16 protein-coding genes are annotated in these 16,805 nt (G+C 32.6%); 9 read left to right on the forward strand and 7 right to left on the reverse strand.

Features of this window, described 5'->3' with window-relative positions; genetic code table 11:
* Window positions 1-83 precede the first annotated feature (83 nt).
* A complete protein-coding gene (locus tag BIY23_RS04660; protein ID WP_070065366.1) occupies window positions 84-458 on the forward strand; it encodes a holo-[acyl-carrier-protein] synthase in 375 nt (124 codons plus the stop codon).
* Here BIY23_RS04660 and BIY23_RS04665 read toward each other — a convergent pair.
* The gene (locus BIY23_RS04665; protein WP_070065367.1) at window positions 455-1,210 is read right to left on the reverse strand and encodes a cytochrome c1; all 756 of its coding nucleotides are present in this window, start codon (window positions 1,208-1,210) and stop codon (window positions 455-457) included. The genes BIY23_RS04660 and BIY23_RS04665 overlap by 4 nt on opposite strands.
* A complete protein-coding gene (locus BIY23_RS04670; RefSeq protein ID WP_070065368.1) occupies window positions 1,210-2,445 on the reverse strand; it encodes a cytochrome b in 1,236 nt (411 codons plus the stop codon). Before BIY23_RS04670 ends, BIY23_RS04665 begins: the two co-directional genes overlap by 1 nt.
* A 284-nt stretch (window positions 2,446-2,729) precedes the next feature.
* Here BIY23_RS04670 and BIY23_RS04675 point away from each other — a divergent pair, with 284 nt between their 5' ends.
* Both BIY23_RS04675 and xth read left to right on the forward strand, forming a co-directional pair.
* On the forward strand, window positions 2,730-3,437 hold the full coding sequence (locus BIY23_RS04675) for a uroporphyrinogen-III synthase (RefSeq protein ID WP_070065369.1): 708 nt from the start codon (window positions 2,730-2,732) through the stop codon (window positions 3,435-3,437).
* Window positions 3,437-4,210, forward strand: a complete 774-nt coding sequence (gene xth / locus BIY23_RS04680; RefSeq protein WP_070065370.1) for an exodeoxyribonuclease III — start codon at window positions 3,437-3,439, stop codon at window positions 4,208-4,210. Before BIY23_RS04675 ends, xth begins: the two co-directional genes overlap by 1 nt.
* 37 nt (window positions 4,211-4,247) lie before the next feature.
* Here the strand turns inward: xth and BIY23_RS05035 are convergent, their stop codons facing one another.
* The 3 genes from BIY23_RS05035 to BIY23_RS04695 all read right to left on the reverse strand — a co-directional run bounded on the left by BIY23_RS05035 (window position 4,248) and on the right by BIY23_RS04695 (window position 6,390).
* Window positions 4,248-5,150 carry a hypothetical protein gene (locus BIY23_RS05035; RefSeq protein ID WP_081326575.1) on the reverse strand — a complete coding sequence of 301 codons (903 nt, stop codon included), beginning with the start codon at window positions 5,148-5,150 and terminating at the stop codon, window positions 4,248-4,250.
* 248 nt (window positions 5,151-5,398) lie between these two features.
* Entirely contained in the window at window positions 5,399-5,989 is a 591-nt protein-coding gene (gene ccmA, locus BIY23_RS04690; protein ID WP_070065371.1) for a heme ABC exporter ATP-binding protein CcmA, read from the reverse strand.
* 5 nt (window positions 5,990-5,994) lie between these two features.
* Window positions 5,995-6,390 carry a hypothetical protein gene (locus tag BIY23_RS04695; RefSeq protein WP_261722533.1) on the reverse strand — a complete coding sequence of 132 codons (396 nt, stop codon included), beginning with the start codon at window positions 6,388-6,390 and terminating at the stop codon, window positions 5,995-5,997.
* Window positions 6,391-6,524: 134 nt separating this feature from the next.
* Here BIY23_RS04695 and typA point away from each other — a divergent pair, with 134 nt between their 5' ends.
* Entirely contained in the window at window positions 6,525-8,294 is a 1,770-nt protein-coding gene (gene typA / locus BIY23_RS04700; RefSeq protein WP_070065390.1) for a translational GTPase TypA, read from the forward strand.
* A gap of 419 nt (window positions 8,295-8,713) precedes the next feature.
* Here typA and BIY23_RS04705 read toward each other — a convergent pair whose 3' ends face one another.
* Together BIY23_RS04705 and BIY23_RS04710 are read right to left on the reverse strand one after the other, a co-directional pair.
* Window positions 8,714-9,670 carry a hypothetical protein gene (locus BIY23_RS04705; protein WP_070065372.1) on the reverse strand — a complete coding sequence of 319 codons (957 nt, stop codon included), beginning with the start codon at window positions 9,668-9,670 and terminating at the stop codon, window positions 8,714-8,716.
* 234 nt (window positions 9,671-9,904) lie between these two features.
* On the reverse strand, window positions 9,905-11,557 hold the full coding sequence (locus BIY23_RS04710; protein WP_070065373.1) for an actin-bundling T4SS effector WalE1 family protein: 1,653 nt from the start codon (window positions 11,555-11,557) through the stop codon (window positions 9,905-9,907).
* Window positions 11,558-11,939: 382 nt separating this feature from the next.
* Between BIY23_RS04710 and hflK the strand changes: the two genes are divergently transcribed.
* From hflK to BIY23_RS05595, 5 genes are all read left to right on the forward strand, one after another.
* Window positions 11,940-12,962, forward strand: a complete 1,023-nt coding sequence (gene hflK, locus BIY23_RS04715; RefSeq protein ID WP_070065391.1) for an FtsH protease activity modulator HflK — start codon at window positions 11,940-11,942, stop codon at window positions 12,960-12,962.
* 2 nt (window positions 12,963-12,964) lie between these two features.
* A complete protein-coding gene (hflC, locus tag BIY23_RS04720) occupies window positions 12,965-13,825 on the forward strand; it encodes a protease modulator HflC (protein ID WP_070065374.1) in 861 nt (286 codons plus the stop codon).
* Window position 13,826: 1 nt separating this feature from the next.
* A complete protein-coding gene (locus BIY23_RS04725; protein WP_070065375.1) occupies window positions 13,827-15,233 on the forward strand; it encodes a Do family serine endopeptidase in 1,407 nt (468 codons plus the stop codon).
* Between the two features lie 99 nt (window positions 15,234-15,332).
* Window positions 15,333-15,773 carry a hypothetical protein gene (locus BIY23_RS04730; protein WP_148115237.1) on the forward strand — a complete coding sequence of 147 codons (441 nt, stop codon included), beginning with the start codon at window positions 15,333-15,335 and terminating at the stop codon, window positions 15,771-15,773.
* Window positions 15,774-15,788: 15 nt separating this feature from the next.
* Window positions 15,789-16,805: VirB4 family type IV secretion/conjugal transfer ATPase (locus BIY23_RS05595; protein WP_458772614.1), on the forward strand; the 1,017-nt coding region annotated here is incomplete at its 3' end.

Genomic DNA, 16,805 nt, shown 5'->3' on the forward strand with positions numbered 1-16,805 from the left:
AAATTTAGTTGAAGTGAAAAATAGAGCAACTGGTAAGATACAGGAAATGCAGATTGAAAAAGTAATAAACTTCTTTAAATAAAGTGATACGAGGTATTGGCATAGATATAGTATATATACCTCGAATACTAAAAGTAATGCAGAAACATGGATGGAGGTTTTTGTATAGAGTGTATTCTCAAAAAGAAATAGACATAGGTCACAGGTATGATAATTCCGAAATTCAGGCGAAATATTTTTCTACACGGTTTGCTGCAAAAGAAGCTTTTGTTAAAGCGTTGGGTACTGGTTTTAATAATGGTATCAAGATGAAAGATATAGAAATACATAATGATGCCAACGGTAAACCATATATTCTGACTAGCAAAGATTTTATTTGTGAAAATAACGTAACTCATCTCTCAATTAGTGATGATAAAGAGTATGCTACAGCTTTTGTTGTGATTGAGACAGTTTAATGCTTTTTCTGATAAAGGTTTCTCCATAACTTATTATTAGTTAATATAAATAATACTGTTAGAACTATAAAATAAGCAATTACTTTTAGTCCTAGTTTGTGTCTACTTTCAAGTTCAGGTTCTGATGCCCATTGTAAAAAATTTACCACATCATATGCCATGTTTTCTACTGTGGACTGCTTATCATTATCATATTGTACTAACCCATCAGATAACGGTGCTGCCATAGCCAATTTACCTGCAGGAAAGTATGGATTACTATATAGGCCATCTTCACTTTGTTCACCATTTTTATAACCAGTAAGTAATGAATAGACATAATTTGCGCCATCATGTCTTGCTTTAATAATTAATGATAGATCCGGTGGTACCACACCATTATTTGCAGATGCGGCTGCCTCTTTATTATTAAATGGAGGTACAAAATAATCTGAAGGTGTACCATTTCTTTCAAACATTTCTCCTAAATCATTTGGACCATCTGTGACTTGGTAAGAAGCTGCGATTTGTTTTACTTCATCTTCAGAAAAACCAATATCCACTAAATTACGAAAAGATACTCTTTTCATTGAATGACATGCAGCACAAACTTCTTTATATACCTTATAGCCACGTTGTATTGATTCTCTGTTAAAGTACCCCATTATTCCTTCAAAATTCCAGTCTATTTTTTTATTTGGTAATGGCTTAAATTCTTCTGCAAATGCAGTATGAGTTAATAGTAGTATAAAGGATATAATTCTAATAAGCATTATTCTATCTCCAATGTAGAATCGCTTAAAGTTTTTGGTAACGCTCTTGGTTTTTCGTATTTACCTAGAAGTGGTAGAACAATAAAAAAATATGTAAAATAGTAAAGCGTTGATAACCTGCTTAATGTGATATATGGTTCTTTTACTTCTTGTCCGCCCAACCAGCTTAGCAGCAAGAAGTTTATCACAAAGATCCAGAAGAATATTTTAAATACTGGACGGTAAGCACCACTCTTAACTTTAGATGTATCGAGCCAAGGTAGAAGAAACCAAACTATAATAGAGGCAAACATTGCTACTACTCCAGCAAGCTTATTAGGAATTGAACGCAGCATTGCGTAAAAAGGTAGAAAATACCATTCTGGTACTATATGTGGTGGAGTAACCATAGGATCAGCTTCTATATAATTATCTGGATGCCCAAGATAATTAGGTGCGTAAAAAACGAAAGCAAACAAGACTATAAAAAATAAACCAAAAGTTATACAATCTTTAGCGATATAGTAAGGGTAAATAGGAATGGTATCTTTGCTTGATTTTACTTCTACTCCACTTGGATTTCCAGATCCAAATCTATGTAAAGCCATAATATGTAACATCGCTAAAGCAACAATAATAAATGGTAATAAATAATGTAATGCAAAAAAACGATTTAATGTCGGATTATCAACAGAGAAACCTCCCAATAACCAGATAACTATTTTATCACCTATTACCGGTATTGCAGAAAAGAGATTAGTGATTACTGTTGCACCCCAGAAGCTCATTTGTCCCCAAGGCAGTACATAACCCATGAAAGCAGTAGCCATCATTGCAAAAAATATGAATATTCCAATGAACCATACCATTTCTCTAGGTTTTTTATATGATCCATAATAGAGCCCACGCATGATATGTGCATATACCACAATGAAAAAAAGTGATGCTCCAACAGCATGAGTATAACGTATTAACCATCCGTAATTAACATCACGCATTATGTGTTCTACACTGTTGAATGCATAATCAACATGGGGAGTGTAATGCATAGCAAGAAATATACCAGTAATTATTTGTAAGAGTAGAGCAATACCTGCTAAAGAACCAAAGTTCCATGCATAATTTAAATTTTTTGGTACTTGATAAGAAGCTAGATGTTTTAAAAAGGAAAAGATTGGTAATCTATATTCTATCCAGTTTAATATTCCTTTGCCTTCCTCTAATTCTTGCTCTTTTTTTTTGATATCATTCTGCATGAACCTATACACCATTTATCAGAGTTATTGTAGCAATTTCTCTGTTGTGTACAACAGAAACTTTAAAAGCTGAAATTATATACCTAAGGTTGTTCAGTACAAGCTTGATGCTATTTAAAATATATGTTTAGCATTAATATTTCCCTATAGCTCTTTCTAAATTTTAAGCATCTATTAAAGTACAGGCCTGACTGTTGATGAAATTAAAAATTTATTAGAAAGCTAGAGTCATCTTGTTATTTTAAAAAAGTTTATATAATAGCATGGAGTGATGTTGGACAATAATGAAATCTATTTTACTTACGAGGCCTTTATTAGATTCATTAGATACACGGTATGCGCTAAAAAAGTGTGGATATAAGGTATATATTGATCCAATTTTGACATTAAAATATTTACATCCTAATATCTCAGAATATGAGTTTGATGTTGTAATATCTACAAGCAAAAATAGTGTGAGAGCTTTTAGCCATATACATAAGGTAGATGATTTGTCAATTGTTACAGTAGGTAATTCAACGATGCAAACAGCAAAAGATTTTGGCTTTGCTGACGTGATATCAGCAGACGGTAATGTTGATAGTCTTATCTTGCTCATTAAAAGTCTTTATTCACGTGAAGTAAAATTTTTATATATAAGGGGGCAAGAGATATCATGTGATCTAAAAAAAAAATTATCTGATGCAGGTTTTAATATAAAAGAAGTTATACTTTATAAAATGATCGCTAAAAAAAATCTATCGCATAGAGTTAAAAACTTATTATTAACTGGTAAAGTTAACGATATAATTTTTTTATCTGTACATACAGCCATAGTATTCTGCTCATTAATTTTAAAGAATCAATTATCTGATATAATGGCTGATATGGTAGCATATGCTATGAGTAAAAACATTGCTGATAGTTTAAAAGCAATTAAGTGGAAAAGAATTTTGATATCTAGACTACCAACTAAAGAGAGTTTAATTGATATCATCAATAAAGGCTACTAATGTTAAAAATTGCTAGCTGGAATGTAAATTCTATACGTAAAAGGATAAGTCAGCTCTGTAGCTTTATTATTGACAATCAAATAGATATAGTTTTATTACAGGAAATAAAATGTACTGAAGAGCAGTTTCCTTATTTAGAAGTTCAGGAATTAAAATATGAATATGCTATTTATGGACAAACTACTAGAAATGGTGTCTGTATTTTGTCTAAATATCCTATATTGGAAAAATTGAGAATTAATCTTGTAGAAGGTTATCATGATGCACGTTATGTAGAATGTGTAGTAAAATATGATGATTACAATATTAGACTTGCGAGTGTGTATGTACCAAATGGTAATAATGAGTTTGAGTATAAATTAAGGTTTCTTAATAAACTTTCTGAAAGGATGATACAATTGCTAAAAAACGAAGAGATTACTATTGTGGCTGGAGATTATAACATTGCACCAGATGATATTGATGTTTTTGATCCTCATTTACTTCATGATCAAGTTTGTTTTCATATAAACGAGCGTGAGAAATTAAGAACTATTTTCAATTTTGGATTTACTGATGCATTTAGAATATCTCATCCAGATTTACAACAATTTAGCTGGTGGCATTATCAGGGTAATTCTGTCAGAAACAACCATGGTATGAGGATAGATCATATCTTATTATCTCCACAAGCAGTAGATAAGTTAGAGGCATGTTACACTTATGAAAAGCTACGTAAGCTAGAAAATCCATCTGATCATGCACCTGTTATATGTTGTTTATCAAGTAGTTAAACATGTAAACTCCAACTATCACTAATTGGGTTATACATTAATAATCAGCAAAAAATCCATGTCCGTTTTTACCATAAAAAATAAGCCATTTTGCTGCTGCATAAAGAATGTGAATCTTTTGTGCTAAACTGACGTGGTTTCTGTCTGGATTACTTGGAATGAAATCTTGTTTTTTTAAATATAACATATTAGTTGCAGAAGCAACTTCGTCAGCAATTGCCATAAGTTGTTGTACATAATCCAATGCCTTATCTGCAAGTTTACTTTTCCAAGCTAAACAAAGCAAATCATTTCCAATCAAGTCTTCACAGCATTCCAAAAACTCCCCACGAAACGCGGTTGGACCTCCTACTGTAGCAAGGTAAAGTGGGATCCCTGCTGATTCTTTTACTAATTCAAGTACATGACATCCTTCATACTTATTCATAAATTCTTCTTCAGAAATTGTTTTGTCAGTTTCTTGATATATTTCCTTTATATAATTATTAGTAATAGTATCTCTACCAATCACTGGCGCTTTTATTGCTTCATGGTGGTTCTCTGATATTTCCTCCAATTCTTGAAGCAGAAGCTCACGCTCATTTTCTTGAAGATGTTCATGCTCATGCCCGAACCTCATTATCTCAATCCCAGGGCTTTCATATTCAGGCCCATCTTCTAATCTTATTATCTTACCAGTGTCTTCTCCATACTCACCTCCATGATATGTTTCAGAATATGTTACATTACTTTCTACTATACAGTGTTCCTCACAGTGTTCCTCCAATTCTCGAATAACTTCACGCACAAGTGCTTGCGCTCTTTGCCTGCGTTTGTGCATTCTTTGAAGCAGTTCATGCTCATTTTCCTCTGCATCTCCCTCAAGTAATACGAAAATCTGTTTAAACCGATCTTCAAAACTTGGTTTAGGTTTTCTCATTGGTATCCAGTCTAACCCCATAAATTGCCTACTATTATTTATTTTAACCTTTAATTCTAATTATGGATGGTTAGAGAGTAAATAATTATTTTAGGATATCGATAATTACCATCAACATTAGACCTTTTGCAAAACATAAAATTATTGCAAAAGCGAAAAAATGTGTCTTTTTGATAAATTTCTTGCTTCAAAAGCTATCCAATTTAACAGTTTTGTGGAGCTAAAAAAATCTTCTGAGCATTAATTTCGCAAAAGAGATCTAGTGTATTTTAAAGGTTAATAGAACTAAAACCTTCTATAGTACTATGGCCTGTAATTATTGTAATCCCATTCTGTTCTGCACGTATTGAGATGATATTAAGTACTAAGTGATATGCTGTAATATCGAGATTGCAAAATGGCTCATCTATCAGCCAGATAGTCGCATTAGAAACTAAAAGACGAGAAAGTGCAGCTCTTCTTTTCCATCCTGCAGATAGCGCAGCGTATTTTATATTTAATATGGGTTGTAATTGTAAACAATGTATTGTAGCTAAAATCAGTTCGTGCGTATTGCGTATTTCTGCCCAAAATTTTATATTTTCTATAACTGTTAGATTGTTATTAAACGCATTTTTATGACCTATATATACCATGGAAGATTTGTATGGTTGCAGGTTATCATATATATCGTTATCGCAATATGTTATATTACCTGATGTAGGTGGTAATAATCCGGATAAGATTCTCATTAAGCTGGTTTTGCCACTACCATTCGGTCCAATGATTGAAATCTTTGATTTTGGCTTAGCTGTAAAGCTAAAATCTGTAAATAATGTTTTATCATTGCGTGTACAAGATAAGTTTTTGCATTCAAGCATATAGATTACCTACCTTTTCCTTTATATTTACCTTGTGTTGAAGCTTGTGCTTTAACAAATAACTCCCAAAATCCCTTTTCTCTACCTTCACTTTTTATTAATTGTGCTAAACGTAATAAAATGCCTCCATTATGCATAACCATTTGAGTCCATTTACCAACAGGTTTCATAATTTCAACTATGTCGACATTTTCTTTGTAGACTTGCAGTTGGTTTGTACGTAACAATTCTTGGCGTTTTTCTAGATCTTTTTTCTCTTTCTTTTTCTTATACAGCTCATCATCTTTCTTATGTTCTGCCTCAACAATTTTTTTAAAACATATCTGTTTTAAGGAAAAAAATACCTTTATTAGGATAAGTAATACTATTCCACATAAAATAACCTTTTCAAAAAACATCATTATGTTAGCTAACCTGTATTTATTGTAATACTATTATATAAAATTTACAACTGGACTCATTGTAAAATTCTTTATAAAATCAAGCCTATAGTATATATTTTTAATCTATGACAAGTGATATATATTTTAAGCCCATGGCAACTTTAGAATCTGCAACACCTACAATCCGTAATATTGCAATTATTGCACACGTTGATCACGGTAAAACAACTTTGCTTGATAATATGTTAAAACAGAGTGGTACGTTTCGAGAAAACCAGGAAATTCAAGAACGTGTTATGGATAGTGGGGATCAAGAACGTGAGCGTGGTATCACAATACTTGCAAAATGCACATCAGTGCTGTGGAATCAAGAAAAGATTAATATTATTGATACCCCAGGCCATGCTGATTTTGGCGGGGAAGTAGAAAGAGTATTATGTATGGCAGATGGGGTATTACTCCTGGTTGATGCTGCAGAGGGTCCAATGCCTCAAACCAAATTTGTTCTGTCAAAAGCATTACAAGCACAATTAAATCCAATTGTAATAATCAATAAGGTTGACCGTGCTGATAGCAGAATAGATGAAGTATTGGATGACATATATGAATTATTTCTCAATTTAGATGCAACAAATGAACAATTGGATTTTCCTGTGCTATACGCTTCTGGAAGAAATGGATGGTGTGTAAATCAGCTTTCTGATGAGAGGAAAGATCTAACACCTCTGTTTTTAACAATTATAAATTATGTAAAATCTGGTAACTATGATTATAATACATCGTTTGCTATGCTTGTCACATTGCTTGAGTCTGATAAATTTCTTGGTAGGGTATTAATAGGAAAAATTTACCAGGGGATTACCAAGGTTAACTCAGATCTTAAAGTGCTAAATTTAGATGGTACTACTATTGAGCGTGGAAGATTAACGAAATTGTTGTCATTTTCTGGTTTAAAACGTATACCAGTAGAGCAAGCTGTAGCAGGAGATATAGTTGCAATTGCAGGGCTGGAAAAAGCTTCAGTTTCAGACACTATTACTATCAGTGTAAATGACTCGCCTTTTGCTGGACAAGAAGGTACAAGGATCACATCTACTATTATTAGGGATCGTTTATATGCAGAAGCTGAAACTAACGTTGCAATTACAGTTGCTGTTATATCGAGTAGTGAAGCATTTGAAGTGGGTGGACGTGGTGAGTTGCAACTTGGAGTGCTCATTGAGAATATGAGAAGGGAAGGCTTTGAGCTTTCTGTTTCACGTCCTCGTGTATTATTTAAGGAAGAAAATGGCAAGAAGCTAGAACCTATAGAAGAAGTAGTAATTGATATAGATGATGAATATAGTGGGATCATCATGGAGAAGTTAAGCTTCCGTAAAGGAGACATGGTAGATATGAGACCTTCAGGAAATGGTAGAACAAGATTAATATTTTTAGTACCGTCAAGAGGATTGATTGGTTATCAAGGAGAGTTCTTAACCGACTCTCGAGGTACTGGCATAATAAATCGGTTATTCCATAGTTATGCTCCATATAAAGGTCCAATCTCTGGTAGACGAAATGGAGTTTTAATTGCTACAGACAAAGGGGAGGCTGTGGCATATGCACTCTTTAATTTACAAGATAGAGGAATCATGTTTGTTAAGCCTCAAGATAAAGTATATTCTGGAATGGTTGTAGGTCAGCATAGTCGTGATAATGATTTAGAAGTAAATGTATTAAAAGGCAAACAATTAACTAATGTTAGGGCTTCTGGTAGCGATGAGGCTATAAAGCTTACTCCACCAAAAGTTATGACTCTTGAAGAAATGATAGCTTATATCAATGATGATGAATTAGTAGAAGTCACACCTAAGTCTATTCGACTACGTAAGAAATTTCTAGATCCAAATGCACGCAAACGCGCAGCACGTGGCGGATAGTTTTGGTACTGCAAATACAAGTATGAGTGTAATTGATCTTTTTTATTTTCTTTCTTTACCAGAATATTTTTGATAATTTTCAAAAACTCATAGATTATTTTCCAATCTTCTGTTTTTATGTAACACTTATACATGATCGCACATTTCATAATAGTTCGAATAGATCAAAAAGTAGTTTTTCCTATTTTAAACTTCAATTTCTTGTTCTACCATCTCTCTACTTTCTCCTTCATATAAAGCTTCCGTTGCCTTCTTCCTTACTATATGCTGCTAGCATCTAACCCTCCTAAATTCACATTTTATTATCTTCGGGCTATTGAGGAAAGGGCTACAAAACAAGAAAGATTTTATCAAAAAGACACATTTTTTCGCTTTTGCAATAATTTTCTGTTTCGCAAAAAATCTAGAACTAAAAATAATCAGTATAGTGCTGTTTTATGGTATTTGTTATATGAATTTTGAAGAAGATACAGTGCAAAAAAGTAGGAATGTGAATCACACTCCCACCTGAAATTTATACTATCTACTTGGCTACTTGGTTCAGTAGGCTCTACTTTTGGGTGTTGCAGAGCTAATGAAGGGGTAAGTTGATGAGCGGAGATATCTCTGCTCTCTTGAGCATCGTTACCTATAGCATCATGGTAGTAGCTATCTATGGTAGATGTAGATGGAGTACGTTGTATTCTTGGACTTCTCCCATTATCTAGGCTAGACACAGATATAGTATCTTGTATTCTATCAGATCCTAAACTTCTTCGACTATCATTACCTTTTTTTTCATGCTCAGCTGCCTCTGCCACAGTTATTTCAACGTGTGAAGATTGTGGCTTAATTTCAACATATGATTGATTTTCAAGCTCCGAGGTTGATGATTTGACACTTGCCCCATCATCGTGCTGAGTTGACTCTGCTACTGGTTGAGATTGATTTTTAGCAGAATGAGGAAGTAATTTTGATAACTTGTCCTTAGTATATTCAACACCGTCTTTTACTTTTTCAACAGCTTTGCCGACAGCCTGTTCTATTTCTGCTCTATGTTGATATGCTTGATATGCACAGAACCCAATTATACCAAGTATTGCTGTTATTCCTACTACTGCTCCTACCACAGCTGTTATACCTATACCCATATAAAAGCCAGAGATAACTGCGCGATTGGGTTCTATAAGATGTGTTGCTACTGCTACACATAATGTGCACGCCGCGGCTACAGTTACAGCTCCAGCTGATAAAAGTCCGAAACCCATTCTTTTCATTTGTTTCAATTGAGTATCTTGTTTTTCTAATTGTTGAGAGAGCTTGCTAATTGTTTCAAACATCCCAGGATGCAAATTACTGCTACTCTTTGAACGACGTGGTTTATTATGTCTTGTCATTTTTAACCTCGATATTAATAACATATTTTAATTATATCTTCTAAATTATTAAATTTTTATTAAATTGGTTGTAATATTAACTATGTCTACAGCAAATTTTACTTGACGTACTTTTGATATGAAAATGAAAATACTTGTTCTGTTAATTGTTGTAATAATGGTATTTGTGATATGAATTTTGAAGAAGATATAGCGCAAAAAAGTAGGAGTGTTATTAACACTCCTACTTGAGATTTATACTTGTCTACCTTGCTCTATAGTAAGCTCTACTTTTGGGTGTTGCAGAGTTGATAAAGGCGCAAGATCATTAAGGAGATCCATTTCACCATTAAAATTTCGTAACATTTGTGAACGCACATCCTGTGGTAGATCTTCAGGCTTTGAGGTTGATGATTGGTCGCTAGCTAGGGTAGATGTAGATAAAGTAGGTTGCATTCCTGTACTTCTTCTACTATCTAGGCTAGACACAGATGCAGTATCTTGCATTCCATCAGATCCTAAACTTTTGCTACTATCACTACCTTTTTTTTCACGCTCAATAGCTGCAAAATCTTTATTTAGTTCATCTAATAAAGATTTTGCATTGATACCATCGTATGGTTGCTTTTCAGGCTCTGATATTGATGATTTGACACTTGCCCTATCATCGTGCTGAGTTGACTCTTTTGCTAATTTAGATTGATTTTTAGCAGAATGAGGAAGTAATTTTGATAATTTGTTCTTTATTTTATGAGCAAATGGATTTACTTCTTCAGTTTTTTGTTCGAACATCCTAACTGCATCTTTAAAGTAATGTGATTCTTTAAAGTAATTTTCACTTTTGCATTCCTCTATTGCTTGTTTAACGAGGTCACAATGATCAACAAAAATACTATATAAAGAGCTGCGATTTTCCAATGTACTAGGGGCTGTGGTTGTCAAGTAGTCTTTTAAATTATGTGGGTTAAGACTGTTAATAAAGTCTTTTTTAGATTGCAGACTTTTTATATAAACTAATAACTCTTTTCCATTGTTAGACTTCTGTTTATAGTTGGGATCATCTTTATCCATTTTTTTTATATCCTCTACAGTTTTAGATATTTCGCTAATGCTATCATCTAACTTTTCTTTTATTTTAGACAATATATCTTGAACAAGCTTCTTGCTATTTGGTTTGTCGTTATTAAAAATTTCTTCAAATTTTTCTTTAATTTTACTAATATTACTTTTCTCTCGTTCACTTTCACTTAATCTTTGATCTAAAAAATCTTTTTGATCAGAAAGTTTATGCGCAGTATCTGCTACTTTTGTTAACACATCATTTTTTGCATGCTTTAATCTAATACCTGCAAAACGAGCACCATCTTTAATTTTACCTGCAGTATATTCAACACCGTTTTTTACTTTTTCAACAGCTTTGCCGGCAGCCTCCTTTATTTCTGCTCTATGTTGATATGCTTTATATGCACAGAACCCAATTACACCAAGTGCTGCTATTACCCCTATTACTACTCCCGTTCCAATACCAATTGTTGGTAATACTGGCATAAGTGTTGTACCTATACTTGTAAATATGTTAGTGATAGCTGCCCAATTGTTTGCTATAATATATGCTGCTGCTCCTGCAACTAATGCAGCTGATGAAAGATTAGCTTGGTAATTTGCATGCTTAATTTGTTTAGTCTGTTTACTCATGTGATGTGCAATTTGTTCCAATTGAGCATCTTGTTTTTTTAATTTTTGAGAGAGCTTTTTAATTGTTTTAAATATCAAATCTGGCTCGTTTGATTTGTTTAAGTCATTCGTACTGAAACTTCTTTTCTTTTCAAAAGACGTTTTTATAGTGTCATTCTTAAGATGCAAATTACTGTTACTTTCTGAACGACGTAGTTTGTTATATCTTGTCATTTTTAACCTCAATATTAATAATATATTTTGATTATATCTTTTGAATTCTTAAATTTTGATTAAACTGGTTGTGATATTAAGTTATATCCATAGTAAATTTTACTTGACGTATTTTTGATGCGAAAATACTTGTTCTGTTAATAATTGTATTATTAGCACAATCTGATTCCAGTGAAAATATAATGATTTGTTGGTGAATCTGATTTTAGCGAAAATATTATGATTATGTACGTTAAAGATGATAAATTTAAGATAAAAGTACAAATGAGATCTAACATGTTATCAAGCAATACATAATCATATTTTTATTTCTCAATAGAAATTTATGTTTACATTTTTTGTTCACGCAGTAATATTATGAACAATAAATTGTATGCTACGTATGTTTAATGAAAATAATCCGTGGAATTTTGGTCAAAAACCAAAAAGGCCTAATGATGCTGAAGACCTTTTAAATAAGGCACTATCTGATGTACGGTATTTCTTTACATGCTTGACTAAGAATATGGGTAAAAAACCTTATTTTGTTATTGCTATGCTCCTATTTATGTATGCGTGTACTGGATTCTATATTGTGCATCCAAGTGAAGAGAGCGTAGAGCTTACCTTTGGTAAGTACACTAATACTACTGCGCCAGGTCTGCGTTACCATTTTCCATATCCTATAGGTAAAGTTTTTAAGGTTAATGTTAAAGAGGTAAATCGTGAAGAGATAGGAATTTATGCTTCTAGTTTAGACCGTGGTGGAGGCGTGATGCTTACTGGAGATGAAAATATAGTGAATGTTAATTTTGAGGTTCAGTGGCATGTAAGAGATCCTAAAGATTATTTATTTATGGTGTGTGATAGCAAGCCTGGTTTAAGTGTTAAGAATGCAGCTGAAAGTGCAATGAGGGAAATAATAGGTAAAAATACCATATCTTTTGCATTAGAAGGCCAAGGTAGGGCAGAAATTGCTCGTGATGCCAAAGTACTTTTACAAAAGATCCTTAATGATTATCGAAATGGTATAGAAATCTTATCTATTCAAATGAAGAAAATTGATCCACCAGAGAAAGTAATCAGTGCGTTTAGAGATGTGCAAAGTGCTCGTGCAGATAAGGAGCGTACTATAAATGAAGCGTATTCTCATAGTAATGATATTATACCTAGAGCAAAAGGTGAGGCAATACGAATTAAGCTGGATGCAGAAGCATATAAAAATGAAATAATTAATGATGCAAAAGGGGATACAGCACGTTTTGCCTTGCTTTATGAGGAATATAAGCATAATCCTTCTATTGTGAAAAATAGGATTTATCTTGAAACTATGGAGGATATTTTACAGAAGGTAGATAAAGTTGTCGTGACTGATGATATTAAAGGCCTGTTTTCTTATTTACCTCTAACAAATTTAGGAAAATAATTATGCGTTACGTTATTAAAATTGTAGGTGTGATATTGTGCATTTTGTTATATGACTCAATGTTTATTGTTTATGAAACAAATCAAGCAATAGTGATTCAATTAGGTAAAGTTATAAGAGAAGTGAAAGAAGGTGGGTTATATTTTAAATTGCCATTGATTCATAGAGTAGTGTTTTTTGATAAAAGAGTATTACACTTAGGTCGTGATGATACACAGAGGGAGGTAATTACTGCGGATCAGAAACGTATTATTGTAGATGCCTATATAAAGTGTAAGATAGTAGAACCGGTTGTTTTCTATCAAACTGTTCAGAATGAAAATGGATTACATAGAAGGGTATATCCAATTGTAGAATCACATATAAGAGAAAATATAGGTAGGTTTTCATTGATTAGTCTATTGAATGAAAAAAGATCTGAGGTTATGAAGTTAATTCAAAATGGAGTTTATTCTGAAGCCAAAAAATTTGGTGTAGAAGTAATGGATGTCAGAATTAAAAGAGCAGACTTGCCAGAAGAAAATAGTGCTGCAATATTTCGACGTATGCAAACTGAAAGAGAAAAGGAAGCTAAAGAGATTAGAGCAGAAGGAGAGCAAGCTGGACAAGAGATTCGTGCAAAGGCTGATAAATTAAAAAGGGATCTCATATCTAATGCATTAAAAGAATCACATGAAATCAGAGGAGCAGGTTATGCAGAAGCTACTAGAATTTATAATAATGCATTTAAGGTTGACGAAGAGTTCTTTAACTTTTATCGTTCTATTAGAGCATATAGCAAGTCTTTTGCAAAGGGTAATACTAAGTTTGTGCTCTCACCAAATAATCGGTTTCTAGATATTTTCAATAAAGGATGGAAATAGTATGAAAAATAAAATTTTATCTATATTGGTATACTTTTTAGTTTCATTGTCTTTACATGCTCTGGAACGTGCTGACCTTATAGAAAAGGTCATACCAGCAGTTGTAAGTATTTCCAGTGAGCAAATTATAAAATCAGAAAATAATGATAGGACTATTAAAATTTTTCCTAGAGATGATTTTTTTGATGATTTTAGGAGGTTTTTTGATCAGTTTGATAAGTTTTTTATGGATGATAAAACTCCTCGTCATGCTATATTCCTAGGTTCTGGATTTATCGTTGATCAAGGTGGAATTATAGTGACTAATTATCATGTGATCCAAAACGCTAAAGAGATAACAGTTACCATGAATGATACTACTGATTTTAAAGCAGAGGTTTTAGGTTATGATGCTCACGCTGATCTTGCTGTACTGAAGATCAATGCTGATAAGCCTCTACCTTATGTAGATTTTGGTGATTCTGATAAAGTGAGAGTTGGTGATTCAGTAATAGCAGTAGGTAATCCATTTGGATTAGGTGGTTCTGTTAGTGCTGGTATTATCTCTGCAAAGTTTCGTAATGCAAATATTCCTGGTAATGCTAATGTTAATGAGTTTATCCAAACTGATGCTGCAATTAATATGGGAAATTCTGGAGGACCATTATTTAACTTGAACGGACAAGTTGTAGGTATTAACACTGCTATTTATTCTCCGAATGCGAAAGGTAATATAGGAATAGGTTTTGCTATTCCATCTAACTCCGCTATTCCTGTTGTCGATGTATTAAAACGTGGTGAAGAGTTAAAACATGGTTTTCTTGGTGTAACAATACAGCCTTTAACTAGAGAAATGGCTGAGACTTTAGGTATAAAAAATATCAAAGGTGTAATAGTTTCAGATATAGTAAAGGATAGTCCTGCAGATAAAGCTGGAATTAAACTGTATGATATCTTGCTAGAATTTAATGGTAAAGAAGTTAGCAGGACTACACAATTAGTTCAAATGGTTTTAATGACTGAACCTAAAAGCAAAGTAAAAATAAAATTACTTAGGAAGGGTAAAGAGATTAATGTGGAAGCTATAATCAAAGAACGTGTGGATCATCGTGATTATGGTAATGATTATAAAAAAGAAGATAAATCAAACACTGGTTACATTACTGGATTCACTGTTTCAGATTTATCAAGAGAAAATATCACTAAAAAAGGTGTTGTGGTTGTTGATGTTGATTATAATAGTCATGCTGCGTCTCATGTCAGGAAGGGAGATATCATTATGCAAGTAAATGGTGCTGATACTACTAGTACCAAAGACTTTAACAAACAAATTGATATAGCTATAAAGAAAAATGATACTTCAATTCTGTTGCTTATATATCGTAATGGTCATCAATCTCTTACTGTGGTTAAATTGAGAGGTAAATAAATGGTAAATAATATATGTTCTTTTAAATAGCTTAATGTTGTATGTTATTATAAAAACTGCTATAATTCAGTCATGGTATTAAAATAAAGGATGGGGCTGATGTCTGTTTGGTTAAATAAGATTTTAGTTACTGTGTTTCTTGTGACTTTTGCTTTTGTGCCTCATGTTGCTCAGGCATCTCAAGAAGGTAGAGGTGTTATTATCGAAATCCTTGTATCAATGAAAAATAATATAAAGGACATGAATCCTACCGTAATGTTATGCGCACTTATTGCATTAATCTTGTTTATTGTAATGTTCAGAAGTTTTATTGTTTTAATGGTGGTGCTTTGCATGTTGTTTATATTGTTCGATAGCCCTCAGGAGATTATAGATTGTGTAAGAGAAAAAATTAACTCAGTAATGAACAGCATAGATTTGAGGAAGACTGTAATAACAGATATTATAGATCAAGGAGGAAAAGAGGGAACAAAAAAAGAGGGGACAAAGCAAGAGGAAATAAAGGAGAAAATGGTAAAAAGTAATAATACGCCGAAATAACGCTTAAGTGCTTATATGCAACAACAAGTGCTGCAAGGACAAGGCAAATCAGCATCAATAGAAAAAATTGATCTAGATTTTATTCCTTACGCGTGTCACTATGATGAAGAAACTGTATTAACAAAACAAGGAGAGCTATTAAAAATTATTAAGTTGGAGGATTATGTTTCCCCAAACAACTATAGTGACTTGAGAACTGAAATTAGGAAAAGTATAGCGAGGAATATTGATACACAGTACTGTACTGTCTGGATTCATACTGTTAGAAAAAAACATAAAATTAGCTTACAGTGGCATGAAACGAAAGACTTTTCTGATCGGTTGCATTTAGCACGGCTTCACAGATTGACTGGTAACAAATTACAGTACATTAATGAGTTATATATAGTAATATTATTTAATAACTGTGACGAACGTATTGGCAGTTCATTGTTTTTGCATCATATAAAAGATAAACATGCATCGTTCTTACAAAGAAAGCATAAAGATTTGGAAGCAATAACTAATTTGATGCATATAGATCTGCAGCCATTTGGAGCTAAAAAACTTGGATTCAGATCCCACCAGGGGACAATATATTCTGAAATGATGGAATTTCTTTACTATATAATTACATTCACACGTAAGGAGTATCCAATATCTGAAACAGATCTTTCTCAATCTGTCAAAGATCTTCAAATAGCTTTTGGATTTAATACATTCCAAACAATATTTAATGAAAAGAGAAGATTTGGTTCTATATTTAGTATTAAAGAATATAAGGAAATCCCTTTAGGAAACATCAATAAATGTCTACAGCTTGATTCTGAAATGATTATTACAGAAGTAATAATATTTACCAGTAATAACAAAGCCATACAAGATTTTAAGCAACAGATTAATATACTACAAGCCAGCGAAGATAATGAACTCATACAAAAATATGGAATAATAGAAATAATAGAGTCGGAAAAGGCTCATGGTATAAATTTTTGTCAACAAAAATTTATTTTTACAATATTTGAAGATAATAAGGAAAAATTAGCCCAAAGA

The sequence above is a fragment of the Wolbachia pipientis genome (assembly GCF_001752665.1).
GTDB classification, from domain to species: domain Bacteria; phylum Pseudomonadota; class Alphaproteobacteria; order Rickettsiales; family Anaplasmataceae; genus Wolbachia; species Wolbachia pipientis_A.